Annotated in this window: 11 protein-coding genes; 8 read left to right on the forward strand and 3 right to left on the reverse strand. The window is 62.0% G+C overall.

Features of this window, described 5'->3' with window-relative positions; all coding sequences use genetic code 11:
- Nucleotides 1-42: 42 nt before the first annotated feature.
- Together CHU95_RS21620 and CHU95_RS21625 are read right to left on the reverse strand one after the other, a co-directional pair.
- Nucleotides 43-993: a ParB/RepB/Spo0J family partition protein gene (locus tag CHU95_RS21620; RefSeq protein WP_094458446.1), complete on the reverse strand. Its 951-nt coding sequence runs from the start codon at nucleotides 991-993 to the stop codon at nucleotides 43-45.
- The gene (locus tag CHU95_RS21625; protein WP_094458448.1) at nucleotides 986-1,936 is read right to left on the reverse strand and encodes an AAA family ATPase; all 951 of its coding nucleotides are present in this window, start codon (nucleotides 1,934-1,936) and stop codon (nucleotides 986-988) included. Before CHU95_RS21625 ends, CHU95_RS21620 begins: the two co-directional genes overlap by 8 nt.
- A gap of 328 nt (nucleotides 1,937-2,264) precedes the next feature.
- On the opposite strand from CHU95_RS21625, the gene rocD reads away from it, so the two are divergent.
- The 7 genes from rocD to CHU95_RS21660 all read left to right on the forward strand — a co-directional run bounded on the left by rocD (nucleotide 2,265) and on the right by CHU95_RS21660 (nucleotide 9,721).
- Entirely contained in the window at nucleotides 2,265-3,491 is a 1,227-nt protein-coding gene (gene rocD / locus CHU95_RS21630; protein WP_094458450.1) for an ornithine--oxo-acid transaminase, read from the forward strand.
- 26 nt (nucleotides 3,492-3,517) lie between these two features.
- Nucleotides 3,518-4,432 (forward strand): arginase, encoded by a 915-nt coding sequence (locus CHU95_RS21635; RefSeq protein ID WP_094458452.1) that lies wholly within the window; start codon nucleotides 3,518-3,520, stop codon nucleotides 4,430-4,432.
- Nucleotides 4,433-4,542: 110 nt separating this feature from the next.
- Entirely contained in the window at nucleotides 4,543-5,031 is a 489-nt protein-coding gene (locus CHU95_RS21640) for an Lrp/AsnC family transcriptional regulator (protein WP_094458454.1), read from the forward strand.
- A gap of 176 nt (nucleotides 5,032-5,207) precedes the next feature.
- Complete coding sequence (locus CHU95_RS21645) at nucleotides 5,208-5,420, forward strand: TorF family putative porin (protein WP_094458456.1); 213 nt, start codon at nucleotides 5,208-5,210, stop codon at nucleotides 5,418-5,420.
- Nucleotides 5,395-5,892, forward strand: coding sequence for a hypothetical protein (locus CHU95_RS21650; RefSeq protein ID WP_165772304.1), 498 nt, complete (start codon nucleotides 5,395-5,397; stop codon nucleotides 5,890-5,892). The genes CHU95_RS21645 and CHU95_RS21650 overlap by 26 nt, the downstream gene beginning before the upstream one ends.
- 346 nt (nucleotides 5,893-6,238) lie before the next feature.
- A complete protein-coding gene (locus CHU95_RS21655; protein ID WP_094458460.1) occupies nucleotides 6,239-7,894 on the forward strand; it encodes a hypothetical protein in 1,656 nt (551 codons plus the stop codon).
- Between the two features lie 186 nt (nucleotides 7,895-8,080).
- On the forward strand, nucleotides 8,081-9,721 hold the full coding sequence (locus CHU95_RS21660) for a hypothetical protein (protein ID WP_094458462.1): 1,641 nt from the start codon (nucleotides 8,081-8,083) through the stop codon (nucleotides 9,719-9,721).
- A gap of 4 nt (nucleotides 9,722-9,725) precedes the next feature.
- Here CHU95_RS21660 and CHU95_RS21665 read toward each other — a convergent pair whose 3' ends face one another.
- The gene (locus tag CHU95_RS21665; RefSeq protein ID WP_165772305.1) at nucleotides 9,726-11,141 is read right to left on the reverse strand and encodes an META domain-containing protein; all 1,416 of its coding nucleotides are present in this window, start codon (nucleotides 11,139-11,141) and stop codon (nucleotides 9,726-9,728) included.
- Nucleotides 11,142-11,754: 613 nt separating this feature from the next.
- Between CHU95_RS21665 and CHU95_RS21670 the strand changes: the two genes are divergently transcribed.
- Nucleotides 11,755-14,574: a TonB-dependent receptor gene (locus CHU95_RS21670; protein ID WP_165772306.1), complete on the forward strand. Its 2,820-nt coding sequence runs from the start codon at nucleotides 11,755-11,757 to the stop codon at nucleotides 14,572-14,574.
- The last annotated feature ends 126 nt before the right edge of the window (nucleotides 14,575-14,700 follow it).

Consider the following 14,700-nt stretch of genomic DNA (forward strand, 5'->3'; position numbering starts at 1 on the left):
CCACGGCCCAGCCACAGCCGGTTGGCGACATTGTGCCGGATCTCACGGTTCCAACAGACCATCCAGCCGGCTTGCCATACGGGTCAGTGTGGCGCGTAACGCCTCCAGGCGGGCGCGTTCTTCGGGTTTCAGGCGGCCAGGCCCCTTCTCCGCGACAGCCTCAATTCCGGCAGACAGGCTTTCTTCCAGCTTGCCCAGGCCAGCGATGAATTTCTTTGCTGTGACAGGTTTCACGCCCGGCGCACCTTTGCCCCCATCGGGGGGGCGCTGCAGGCGGGCCCGATATTCGCGGGCTTCGCGGGCTGTCAGTTCACCTTTCTTGACCTTGAGCCATAGGCTCAATTGGTCAACCTCCTCCATCCGGGCCAATTCCAGCAGCACAGCCTTCGGCACGTCATTGTGTGACGTCACACAGTCGCTGCGGATTGTTGCATGCAGTTTCAGCAAGGTCAGCGTGGTGTTGACCTCGGTGCGTGACCGGCCCAGCAGATCTCCAACCGCTTCCTGATTATAATCATGGGTCTCGATCAGCCGACGAATACCCTCGGCCTCCTCCACGGGTGACAGATCCACCCGTTGCAAATTCTCAATCAGGGCAATCTGATCGGTATTGGCATCGGTGGGCAGGATATGCGCCATGATTCTGGTCAGGCCGGCCATGCCCGCTGCCCGCCAGCGACGCTCACCAGCCACCAGCATGAAGCGTTTGGGCTGGGTTGGATGCGCCTGTACCAGGATCGGTGATAATTGCCCGACTTCCCGCAGGGAGAAGGACAATGCCTGCAACTCCTCCTCATCGAAATGGCGGCGGGGTTGGTTGGGATTTGGCTCAACATCGGTGAGGCGTAACAACACCGTGTCGCGCAGACCTTCGGCCGTGCCAAATATCAGATCCGCGCCGGGTCGTTCCAGGCTTTCACCAATGGATTTCGCCACCATGGTCGGCTGGGGTGTCGGCTGCGGGCCTGCCGGTTTACGCCAGTTCTTAACCATTGACGATCTCCTGTGCCAGGGTGCGGTACACCCCGATCGGGTGGCTCTTGGGCAGCATTTTCAGCGGCACGGCGCCGGCATAGGTGGCTTGGTCGATCTCCGTGGATCGCGGCACCGGTGCAAAGATGCGCGCCTTGTCGCCCAGGCTTTCCTGCAGGTCCGACAGCACCTGCTGCTCAACGGCGAAGTTGCGGTTGAACATGGTGGGCAGTACACCCAACACCTTCAGGCTGGGATTCTGCCGCCGCTGAATCTTTGACACGGTATCAAAGATCAGCGGGATGCCGCGGACATCATATCGGCTGGCCTTTGTCGGGATCAGCAGGTAATCGGCGGCAATCAGGGCCGTGACAGTAATCAACGCCAGTTCGGGCGGGCAGTCGATAACGATAAAGTCGTAATCGCGCAAAATCTCTGACAGTTTTTCCCGCAGCACATAGCGCCCATCGTCGGGGTCCAGCAGGATTTTGATCTGCGCCTCTGCCAGGGCGATCGTACAGGGCAGCAGATCGTACCCGTCACATTTGACGATGGCGTCATGAATGCCGGTCTGCCCGAACAGCACATCCTCCAGACCGCCCTTTCGATCCTGCACTTCCAGCGGATCAATGCCCGATCCTTCGGTGGCCGTTGCCTGTTGGTCGGCATCGACGATCAACACCTTTTTGCCCAGTTCGCCCAGCGCATAGCCCAGATTCAGGGTCGTGGTGGTCTTGCCGACGCCACCCTTCTGGTTGGCCACTGCGATGATGGTGGCCGTCCGCTGACTGGCGGCGGCCAGAAACTCCGCCACCCGAACCGGCAGGCGTTCGGCACCGGATTCCCAGCGGCTGATGGTGGCATTATCATATTTACGGCCCAGCTTGGCATTCACCCAGGTCGCAAAGGCGGCCTGGCTTTCGCCGCGGCTTTCACGGAAATGGCGCAGTTCATCGGGCGTCATGGCACCGGTCCATGGGTGGGGATTTGAGGCTTTGAGAATTGGCTCAAATCACAGGCGCCGTCAATGGAGAACAGGGGTCTGGTGCGGAGGCCTGTCACTGTGCCGCAATGCACGGGTGCTGTGTGTGACGTCACACAGAAGGGTTTGGTGTCCTTGCTGTGCCAAACCGCACGGGTGGCGTTGGGCCTGTGTGACGTCACACAGGTTCGGCTGCCCCTACCCCTTTGCCCGCCCCATTCCTGTCGTTTGTCGGGTGAAGTTCAACCGTTTCGGCTGTCCCCGACTGCCATCCTGAAGGGAACGAAAAGCACCCGTCGGGGAGACGATCATGGATATGCGGACCAGCATCAATGCCGATGCCATTGCAGTTGAGAAGCGCTGGTGCGCACAGAATTACAAGCCGCTGCCGGTGGTGATCACTCGGGCCGAGGGGGCCTGGATGTGGGACGGCGATGGCAAGCGGTATCTGGATATGATGGCGGCCTACTCCGCCGTCAATACTGGCCATGGGCATCCGCGTATCCTGGCGGCCCTGACGGACCAGGTCTCAAAGGTCGCTGTGATTTCCCGTGCTTTTCACTCGGATAAGCTGGGCCCGTTTCTGGAGCGTCTTTGCCGCCTCACCGGGCTGGATGGCGCCTGCCCGATGAATACGGGCGCCGAAGCGGTGGAAACGGCGATCAAGGCCGCGCGTCGCTGGGCCTACCGGGTCAAGGGTGTCGCCGCCGATCAGGCCGAAATCCTGGTTGCCGACGGTAACTTCCATGGTCGCACCACCACCATTGTCGGCTTCTCGTCCGAACCGGCCTATCGTGACGGTTTTGGGCCCTTTGCAGGCGGTTTCCGCATCGTGCCCTTTGGCGATGCCGCTGCCATGGAGGCAGCAATCACCCCCAACACGGCGGCCATCCTGGTCGAACCGATCCAGGGGGAGGCGGGGATCATCGTGCCGCCGGACGGGTATCTGAGGCGCCTGCGGGACATCTGTGACCGCCACAATGTCCTGTTAATTCTGGATGAAATCCAGTCGGGTCTGGGTCGCACCGGCCATTGGTTTGCCCATCAGCATGACGGCATCCGCCCGGATGGTCTCTGTTTGGGCAAGGCACTGGGCGGCGGTGTCATGCCGGTATCAGCCTTTGTCGCGCGGCGTGACGTGATCGACATGTTCGGCCCTGGCAGCCATGGGTCGACGTTTGGCGGCAGCCCATTGGCAGCGGCCGTTGGTCTTGCGGCGCTGGATACGATTGCCGATGAGGGGTTGGTCGAACGGTCGGCGACGCTGGGCGCGCATATGTTGTCGCGGCTTCGGGCCATCCGCAGCCCGGCCATCACCGCCGTGCGCGGTCGGGGGCTCTGGGTGGGGGTAGAGATTGATCCGTCGATTGCCAGCGCCCGGCATGTCTGCGAGTTGCTGATGCGGCAGGGTGTGTTGTCGAAGGAGACCCACGACACCACCATCCGTTTCGCGCCGCCCCTGGTCATTGACCACGCGGACCTGGATTGGGCGCTGGATCGGTTCGCCGATACCCTCTCCCATCTCACCAACCGTTGATAAGAACAGAAAAACAGGAAACGCAGATGAGCGGCTGGTACGGTTTCATTGGGGTGCCCACGGATGTGGGGAACAAGGCTTGCGGCGCGGCAGAGGGGCCGGCGGCCCTGCGCGCCATCGGTCTGGCGCCACGGATGGGTATGGTGGATCGCGGTGATGTCCGCGGCCCCGCTTATGACGGCACACCCGATGAAACCGGCAGCCGGTCAGTTCGGGAAACCGCCGCCTGGTGTACGGGGGTGCGTAATGCTGTGGCCGGGGTTCTGGCCGATGGCGGGGTGCCGGTGATGGTGGGCGGTGACCATGCGATGGCGCTGGGCTCCGTGGCCGCGGCGGCGGAGCATGCGCGCCGCCAGGGCAGGAATCTTTATGTTCTCTGGTTCGATGCCCATCCGGATTTCAACACGCCGGAAACCTCACCTTCGGGCAATACCCATGGGTATCCGGCCGCCCTGGCCTGCGGCATCGGTCATCCCTGTCTGCTGCGGGTAGGGGCTTTCACGCCGTTGCTGCGCCCCGACCGGTTGGTTCAGTTCGGTATCCGCGACATTGATGCCGGGGAACGGGAGAATCTTCGTCGGTCCGGGATTGAGTTTCATGAGATGCCGGCCGTGCGGGAACGCGGGCTGGCCGCGCTGGTCGCCCATACAATCAGCCGCATCCAGGCCGCCGGCGGTGGCCATGTTCATGTCAGTTTTGATATTGATGCGCTGGACCCTTCGGTGGCGCCAGGGGTTGGTACGCCGGTACCCGGTGGTCTGCTGCTGGACGAATGTGTCGACAGCCTGCGTCTCCTGGGTGCCTCTGGCCTCGTGCAATCGCTTGATATTGTTGAATATGCGGCGACGCAGGACCAGGGTAACCGCACCGCCCATGTGGTTGAACATCTGCTGGCGGGCTTTATGGCTGGGCGGGACGGGCAGACAGCGCTGGTCGCCTGATCTGTCGGACGATGACTGACCTTTGCGTCTTCTAGGCCTTTGTCAAACCCCCTCCACCCTGGCGGGGGTTTCCTGCTACGCTGGTCACCCCGCCACCATCCGGACCCATTATGCGTCGCCGTCTTGATCAGATCGACCTGCGTATCCTGACCGAACTCCAGGCCGATGGCCGCATTACCAACCAGGCCCTGTCTGAACGGGTGGGCCTGTCGGCGCGGCCCTGCCTTGAACGGGTCCGCCGTCTGGAACGGGAAGGCTTGATCACCGGCTACCGTGCGGTGCTCGACATCCGCAAGCTGCAAAGCTGCATCACGGTGCTGACCCAGATTGCCCTGGAACATCAGGGGCGACATGGGCGTCAATTGTTTGAACGCCGTCTGGCCAATACGCCGGAGGTTGTGGAGTGTTTTGAGGTTAGCGGCGAATTCGACTATATCGCCAAACTGATCTGCCCCGATGTCGATGCCTATCAGGAACTGACCCAGGGCTGGATTGACGATACCGAACTGGGGGTGAGCCGTGTCACCTCCAACATCGTGCTGCGGCCGGTTCGTGATCAAATGCCGACACCCCTGTTCGGGTCCGAACAGGAAGGCTGACCCATGGCGCTGGCCGGTGCCTGAATACTATTGAAAGTCAAAATCAATCGCCGACCATCTGCCGATATATCCCGATGCACCGCATGAAAATGCCGGAGCAACCCCTTATTTTGCCGCCGGTTAACCTCTGCCCCTGGGTATCATAAACGCAAAAGGGCACAGAAAAGGCTGGCAGGATGCTTAAACAGTTGGCAGCACTGACGTTGGTAACGGGTGTCTGGGTGGGGCCGGCCCTGGCGGATATCGAAGGCTCAGTGGCGATCACCACCGACTATATCGACAAGGGGGCCTCACAATCCGATGGTCATGCGGCTTTTCAGGCTGGCCTGACCTGGATCGCTGAAGGGGGGGCTGTTCCTGGGGGTGGATGGCTCGACCGTCGACTTTAATGACGGCACCGATGCGGAAGTCAATTTTGTCGGGGGCTATCAATGGGATTGGGACCAAGGCGCCTTGGTGGCCGGCATTGCCCGCACCCATTATGCCGGTGCTCCCAAAGGGGCCGGTGCCGATCTATGGGAATTCGCCCTCGCGGTGGCCCTGGATTTCGACACCCTCCAATGGGAAGCGGAAATGGTCTATAGCCCCGATGATGGCGGGGCCGGCGACGCGCTCTATCATCGTATCGGCGTCACTCTCCCCTTTGCCGAGCGCTTTGCCCTCTCCCCGCATCTCGGCCATCAATGGTATGACCGCAAGGATTTGGGCGGCCCCAACTTCTGGGAATGGGGCGCTGAACTCTCCTACGCCCTGACCCCCGCCACGGTTGGCATCGCCTATACCGATAACAGCCTGAAGAACGTGGATGGTTGCAAATGCGGCGGGCGGGTGGCGGCTTTTGTGGCGGTCAGTTTCCCCTAAACGGAGGGGAGGGGACACACCTGTCACCCCCGTACCCGCCTCCCCGGCGAAGGCCGGGGCCCAGGGGCCAAAGGTAACGCGTTCTCCACCTGCCTCGCTATCCGCAGCACCCACGTTGGGCGTGTGGCCCCTGGACCCCGGCTTCCGCCGGGGAGGCAATTTATGAATTTCAATGGGTTAGTAAAGCTGCACCCGGAATTTCAATAGGCCCTGATCCGCGCTACATAAACGCCGTCACAAGGCGACCGGCATGATCGCGGGCGCTGCATAGCGGTCCGCACCACCCCCATTGCCGCACCCCACCCGGTTGTGAAAAGATAACCATCTTCCACACCGGGACCCGCCCATGCCGAATATGCCCAAGCATCTGCCCGAGAATGACCGCGCCCTGGTTGAGGCGGCGGTGGCGGGGCGTGGCTGGTCGCTTCTGCTGCTGCCTCTGCTGCTGCTGGCGCTGTTTGCAGCACCTGCGGTCCGTGCCTGTTCTACCTATTACGAACCAGGGCAAACGCCGAGGACGCCTTATGCAGAGGTGGCTGCGGCACCTATTGTCGTGGAGGCACGGGTGATCCGGCCATTGGCGGATGACTATGTTGAGTTCGCCGTGAAGCGTGTGCTGCGCGGAACGGCGGAACGACGCATCCGGGTTTCTGGACGCTATTTTTCCGATCTGCGGACCTACGGCGGCTGGTTGGGCGAATGTTTTCACGACGTCTATCAGGCGGGTGCCACCTACCTGCTGCTGCTGTCACCCGATGACAAGGGGGGCTACAGCCCCAATGCCTCGCCTTTGCAGTTTGCACCGGGTCACTCGTCCCTCCGCCGGGCCTGGGTAGAGGTGGCGGCAGAAATTGTGCGGATCGAGGATGACCTGCCGCCGGATCAGCGAATGGCTGCCATCCGTGCCGCTCTGGCACGGGTTCAGCACCCCAAGGCCAGCGAGACGGAGAAGTTCAAGGCAGCACGTCTGTCGGAACAATTGGACACGATACAGGCGACACAGCCGACAAGCCATCTGATCTGGCTACATGGGGAGTTGGAGGCGGGCCGCATCCCCGCCGAGCTGCGTTGGAATCCGTGGGTGGAGGATTGGACAGTCACCAGCAGCGATGGCACGGTGACGGGCCCTCATGTCTATACCGCGTCGGAATTCCGTGTTGCCGTACTTTGGGCGCTGTCGCGGCCTGGGCATCCGGATGCCGCTGAGTTCTTCGCGGGTCTGGCGGCACGAAATGATGATCCCGCTGGCCTATTCTTCGCCATCATCCACATGGCGTGGGATGACCGACGGGCTGACGCTGCGCGGCTTTTGTCCACACGGATCATGACCGTTTCAATCGCAGAGGTGCATAAATACATACGCATGGTTGAAAAATCTATGTCCGGCTACACTGATCGTGATGGGAAGCCAGCGTGGCACCGCGACCCCGATTTGCGTGCCATCTGGCCCGATCTGGCTTGGCGTATCATGGATTATTTGGGACGGGATTCCAGTGGCCGGATTTTCGACGATATCGCTCCCTACCTGATGGTTCCCGATCCGATAGCCGAACCGGATAAAGCCCTTTGGCTGACCTATGTGACCACAGACCATCCGCTGCTTGCGTGGGCCGAGAAACAACTTCGCGACCCTGCTAACCGCGTGGAATGGGATCAGCAATATGAGGGGTGGGAACAGGACGACCCGCAGCTGGCCTTGCAGTTGCTGGTGGGCGAACGCAAGGGCGAAGCTGTGTTGACGGAGCTGTTCTGCCGCGATGGCAAATCCCGTATGGGGGTGATCCAAGCCTTCCGCAAACAATTGACACGTATGGAAGACCGCCTTTTTGCCCGCATGCTGGTCACGCCCGGCCTGTCAGAGGAGCAGCGCGACGGCTTGTTGTTGGCAGCTGCAGCTGCTGCAAGCCGCTTTCCCTACAGCGAGCGTGACTTTCTTCCCATCCTGAAGGGTGGCAAACCAATAGCGGAACCACTTTCCTGTCCGATGCGGAAAGACGACTAAGAAAACAGCTATGGCCATGTTGCTCCACCGAACCTGCCGAGAAGGAACACCGTGTTGATCCGCACTTTGCGAACACGTGCTCTGTGGAGTCTGCTGTTATCAATGCTCCTCCTCCAGGCCGTACCCCCGGCCTGGGCTTTGTCCCTTCCGTCCCCTCCGCCCGGTGGCTGCGGTGGATATGCGGACATGGCGCGTAGTGCGGCATTCGATATGGTGGCCCGAGCCGACGCCATCATTGTGGCGGAGGCGGCGTCTCTGGCCCCACGGCGGGGGCCGGAGCCTTACCAATACCCGCCCTTCGCGACCTTTCGCCGGCTTTCGGCGCTGAAAGGGGTGGGGCCGGAACAGGCCGATCTTGCGCTGGGCTTCTTCAGCGGCGGGCCACTGGGGGCTGATCAGGTCAATCCCTGCCTACTCTTCATGCCCCAGCGGGGGCAGCGCTACGTTTTGTTCCTTGCGCGACAAGCGGACGGTTCCTGGACAATTCTGTCGGCGGCAGGTGGGGACGTGGCAGCCCCTTATGGTGGTGCCAAGTCACGCTGGGTCCACCTGATCCGCGATTATGTGGCGATGCAGAAGGCGGGGCCAGAGACCGCCTTACGCGCGTTGGAAGCCGACTTGCGGTCCCGGCTCCGTCCTGATGCGGACCCGGATGCGCAATGGCGCGCCCGTCATGCGCTGGATTATCTGACGGGTGCCTGGCCTTCCATGCCGACCGCGCATCTTACAGCCATGGTCACACGGTCCGAACGAGGAGAACCGCCGGCCTGGGGCGGTCGTATTGACAATGGGATGGGGCGTTACCTGCCCTGGTCGGGGGCTGACCAACGTCCCTGGCTGGAACTGCTTGCTGGCGTGATCGATGGGGCCGGGCAGTCGCTGGAAGGCAAGGATAGCCGCCGCGCCGACTATGCCCTCTTGGCACTGGTCACTGGGCATCATCCCGATGCTGTACCTTTCTTCCAGGCTCGGCTGAACCATAACCGTGACCTGCGAAGCCTGATCTGGACCATACGCCATCTCGCCTTGCTGGGCCGCCGGGCGGAGGCACTGGACCTGCTGGAGCGGGATTTCGAACTCCTGATCTTCACGGACAATCCATGGCATTATAGTGACGACCTGGAGGGCTTCATTCGGGCCATGCAGGGCCGTGTCGGCCCCGATGAACAGAGTGAGGCCTGGCTACAGGACCCCGCCGTTGCCACCCGCTGGCCGAAAGTGGCCTTGGTCCTGGGAAGGGAGGTCAGAGGTTTCGGTGATCGGCTTTTGGAAGATATATTCGGCCGCCACAGCCAGTATGTCCCCAATGATGAGGAAATGGCAGCCGCCCTGGCGACCACCAGCAACCGGGGTGTGCGTGATTGGGCGCACGCACAGGCCGCTGCCTTGATTCCGCAATTACCGGAACCGATTCCGATGGGCTGGCCACCACCAATGACGGGCGCGCAGCGATTGGCGCCCATCCTGTTGGCGATGAACGAATGGCCCCGCATGCGGCCCCTGATTGAACAGATATGGTGCAGCGATCCAGGTGCGCGGAAGATGTTTATCTTCTATGCTGGCACGGACGCTCGCGACCCATTCATTCTGGCCGACCTGTTGGCAAGCACAGATCCCGCTGACGCTATCCAGCGCGCCCAGATTCAACAGGCTCTGATCCGCTTCTACGCCCGCGAGGATGGCAGCACGCCAATGTCTCCGTTCGGTGCTGTTGATCCCTCTCTACCTGATCTAACCGATGCAAGGCTGATCCGGGATGCCATGGCGGGTGGTCAGGGACCAGGGCGCCCCTTTTTTTGTGCTATACCGAGCGTAGCGAAGCCATAACGTTCTACGGCCCGCCCACCCGCCGTAACCGTATCTCCGTCTCATCCAGGCCGGTCAGGACCAGGGTGCCGTCAGGTTCCACGGTATGAGTCTGCACGCTGCGCAGGGCCGACAGGAAGGCCTGTTCGCGCAGCATCATCTCTCGCGGGCAGGCCATCATGGTGCTGCCGCCGCTGCGGCCGGCGATAGTCAAGCCATTGGCATCAGCGCGGTAGCGGGCCATGAAACGGTTGCAGCCGGCGTTACCGCTGATCTCTCCCTGGCTGGTGAAGCGCAGGGAAAGGCCGGCATCGGTGACCGGCTCGCCATTCAGCAGCGTCACCGACCATTGCTCCGCCTGGGCCAGGAAGGCTGCCGCTGATCCGCCACAGCCGCTCAACACCTGTTCGCCCATCTCGACCGTTACGCGGTCTGGAAATGGCACACTGGTGCGCGGTTCCAGGCACAGGCCGGGATTGATGGTCACCCTCAATTCCCCGGTACTCAGCCGCGCAACATAACGATGGCCATCGGCCAGCAATTGCCGCTCGGGCACGGGGATCTGCACGATCTGGGACGTTCCTGTGACAGATCTCACGAGTTCCAGACGCTCCGGCCCGATACGCAAGGTCCAGTCCGGGCTGCGCCCGCTCGCCTCATACTGGCCGGGTCTGGGGGCCGGGTCGTCAGGGAATTCCGCCTGAGCGCATGACAGCCCGGCCTCGCCGGTGATGGTCAGCCGCGCATTGCGCCCTTTGGTCCAGAAAAGGATCTCCCGCCCGTCCGGCAAGCCGGTGCCATACCGCGCCCCACTGGCCGACAATAGGCGTTCCAGCCGGTGGGTGACCCCGTCAAGGGTCAGGTCCAGGCCGTCATCACGGGCCTGGACCAGCACCTGGCGATCCCCGCATTGGAATGGGATGCCGGGCAGGGTGGGGGCAGGACTGTCCATGGCGGCGGCGGGGGCCGGTGCCGCGGCGCGGGTCAGCCACAGCATGCCCAAATCATGCAGCGGCTGATCCGGATTGATGACATGGGCACTCTGTTTGGACCAGAGCGGCTGGCCCGTCCGGTCCTGGATGATGGCGCGCAGGGCATAACGCTCCCCCGCCTTCAGTTTGGCCTGGGCGGCGGTCAGGCGGAAACTCAACGGCACCTGCTGGCCCGCCAGATCGACGCTCTGTCGCGCCAGCGCAGGGCCTGCCGGATCGCCGCCGCTGGATTGCTCGGCCAGGGTGACCAGCAAGGTGGCGCCCGGCGGCAGGGCGATCCGTTCCCGATAGCTCAATTCACCGATGATGGTGACCAGGGCACGTGCCGTAGAAGGGTTGGCGCCGGCACTGCCGGTCTGCGGCGACGGGTCGGCTGCCAGACCTGGCCCCGCCAGCAGCAGCGCCAGCCCCGCTATCAGCCATGCCCTTCCCCAACCCGTTCTGTGCATCGTGGTCCTTGTTTCACGGCTTCCGGTCCGGGCGCCGATGATGCCGCCGCCGCGGCCCCGGTGCCAGTTTGAAATGTAGGCCGCGCGCATTTTCCGGGCAGGGGCAACCGGGAAGCGGCCGGGCCGACAGTGCGCCGGATCACCCAGTTGTCGCGGATTTGCATCTGAATACGTATGCGTCGCAACGCAGCAATCTTATGCATACGTATTTTCGCGCTCTCCGTTTTCGGGGTTTGTAACTAAATTCGGAATGCAACATGCCGGAACAACAGGCCCTGAAATGGGGTCGGTTGCAAACGCCGCCAGTGGGTAGATTGTTCCTGCACAGGATACATTCATCCATTTATTTGCCGCTCAAATAAACAGGGGCTGCAAAGGCTGGCCAATAAAGATCAGGGCTGTTGCGGGTGAGGGTAGTCGTCGCGTCCGCTTGTTATGGTTGTTGCGCGTTCGGATGAAGCGAAAAGCGGGTTCGGGGCCGAAACTGGCGCCGGGCAATGGGACTGGCTTGGCTGATCCGGGCGGAAGTCGCTCGCGGTTTGGAACTGCGCCCCGAACGGGGTCAACAAAAAACAATGGCGTCGGTGACGCTAGTCGATGGGGAGTGAGAGGAATGTCCAAGGTTCATCCAATGCGTTTTGCGTTGCTGGCGACGGTTGCCGGCACTGCCATGCTGACGGCCGGCGCCGCGATCGCCGCCGATGACAGCATCGTCACCCAGCGGGCAGAGACCCAGGTGGCGCAGGCCGCCCCGGCCGCCGCCGCTCCGGCTGCCGGCGACGGCTTGCTGGAAGAGATCATCGTCTCCGGCTTCCGCCAGTCGCTCCAGGCGTCGATTGAGCAGAAGCGCAACGCCACGCAGATCGTGGAAGTGATCACTGCCGAGGATATCGGCAAGCTGCCCGATAACTCCATTGCGGAATCGATCGCCCGTCTGCCCGGTCTGGCGGCCCAGCGTATCGATGGCCGTGCGCAGTCGATCAGCCTGCGCGGTCTGGGCCCCGACTTCACCACCACGCTGCTGAATGGCCGCGAACAGGTGACGACCGGCAATAACCGCTCGGTGGAATTCGACCAGTACCCGGCGGAAATCTCGTCCGGTGTGGCCGTCTACAAGACCTCGCAGTCCGACGTGATCGGTCAGGGTCTGGCCGGTACGGTCGATCTGAAGACCATCCGTCCGTTGGATTACAAGGAGCGGGTGCTGTCCGTCTCGGCCCGTACCGAGTATGTGACCAATGGCAAGCTGAACAGCGACAGCGATGAATATGGCTATCGCTTCTCCGGCACCTATATCGACCGTTTCGCCAATGACACGATGGGCATCTCGCTCGGCGTCTCGCACCTGATGCAGCCGACGCAGATCAAGTCGGCCCGCTTCTGGGGCGATGGCAATTATCCGGGCGGCGGCACCCAGACTGATCCGTGGATCATCGGCGGTGGCGAATTCCGCGCCAATTCCCAGACGCTGAAGCGTACGGGCGTTGTCGCCACCTGGCAGTGGGAAGCGTCTGACAACTTCACCAGCACGGCCGACTTCTACTATTCGAAGTTCGACGATGTGCAGTATCAGCGCGGTGTGGAACTGCCGCTGTTCTGGTCCGGCGCCACGCTGGCCACCGCTGGCCGCACCCAGGAAGACGGCCTGATCACCGCCGGCTCCTTCTCGGGCGTCAAGGGCGTTGGTCGTTCGGACATCCGCACCACCAAGGCCGACCTGTACTCTGCCGGCTGGAACGGCGTTTATAACAAGGACGCCTGGACCGTCACCGCCGATATCGGCTACAGCTCGGCCGACCGCAAGTCCTCGCGTTTTGAGGCTTATTACGGCACGGGCCGTGCCGGTACCGGTGCGACCGATACGATCGGCTTTACTTCTGCGCCGAATGATTTCGGCTGGCAGTTGACCAAACGTTTGAACTATGCCGATCCCAGCCTGATGCTGCTGACCGATCCGGGTGGGTGGTCCGGCGGTTCCATCGGCACCCTGGATCAGAACGGCTACCTGAACACGCCCACCATTGATGACGAACTCTGGTCGGCCCGCTTCGATGTGAAGCGTGAGATCGAAAGCAACGCATTCAGCGCTATCACGGCCGGCGTCAACTACACCGACCGCCAGAAGAACTATTCTCAGCCGGAATGGTATGTGGTCACCACGGCCAATGTGCAGAACCCGCGCGCCCAGCGTTCGGTGCCGGTCCCAGCCAGCTCCGTTCTGAAGCCGACGGATCTGTCCTGGATCGGTCTGGGCGATACGCTGGCCTTCGACCCGCGTGAGTTGCTGGCCAACGGCACCTACTCTCTGGTCAAGTGCCCGCGTAACAACTGCGTCAACGACCTGGCCTACCAGATCAATGAGAAGGTCTGGACCGGGTTTGCCAAGGTTGATCTGGATGCCATGCTGGGAGAGGTCAAGCTGACCGGTAATGTCGGCGCCCAGTATGTCCATACCGACCAGTCCTCGACCGGCCCGGCCATTGCCAGCAACGGCAGCTTCCGTCTGCGCACCGCCGGTGCCAAGTATTACAACTTCCTGCCCAGCGCCAACCTGATCTTCACGATGCCGAACGAGGATCACAAGATCCGCCTGGCGGCCTCGCGTCAGATGGCCCGGGCCCGCCCCGACCAACTGTCGGCCCTGTCGACCTTCAGCTTCAATCCAGCCTTCGCCAATAACACCTCCATCGACTTCTCGCCGTGGAGTGCAGGTGGTGACGGCAATGGTAACCCCAAGCTGAAGCCCTGGGTGGCGGATGCTGTTGACGCGACGTATGAATTCTACTTCGCCGATGCCGGTTACTTCGCCCTGAACACCTATTACAAGTGGCTGAAGACCTATATCTACAATGAGCGTCAGATCCTGGATTTCACCGGCTTTGACAGTGGTACGGTCACGCCGCGTATCTTCCAGGGCTATTCGAACCTGCCGGCCAATGGTAATGGCGGCGATATCTATGGGTTCGAACTGGCTTTGTCCTTGCCGTTCGACATGATCAGCGAGCGTCTGGATGGGTTTGGTCTGACCAGCAGCTTTGGCTACACCAAGACCTCGATCCAGCCGAATCCGGGCGATCCGGCGCAGCCGATCCCGGGCTTCTCGAAGTACACGTCGCAGGCGACCTTCTACTACGATAAGGACGGTTTCCAGGCCCGTGTCTCGGCCAACTACCGCTCCAAGTTCCTGGCGGAAGTCACCGGCTTCGGTCAGTCCCGTGCCCTGCGTATGGGCAAGGGCGAGACCATTTACGACGCCCAGGTGTCGTATGAGTTCCAGGAAGGGTCGTCGCTTGAGGGCCTGACCCTGATGCTCCAGGGCTATAACCTGTCCAACGAACCCTTCACCGCCTATGGCCGTGGCGACACGCGTCTGGTTGAGCGGTTTGAGGATTATGGCAGCCGCTACCTGTTGGGCGCTTCCTACAAGTTCTGATCCTGTCTCCCTATGCCCCCGCCGACCCTGTGCCGGCGGGGGTTTTTCTTTAGGCATGAACCTTGAGGGAGACCGGGCAGCTTTTCGCCGCCTTTGCGCTATCCTTCTCCCCAAACCAACCGGGGA

This window comes from Niveispirillum lacus (genome assembly GCF_002251795.1).
GTDB classification, from domain to species: domain Bacteria; phylum Pseudomonadota; class Alphaproteobacteria; order Azospirillales; family Azospirillaceae; genus Niveispirillum; species Niveispirillum lacus.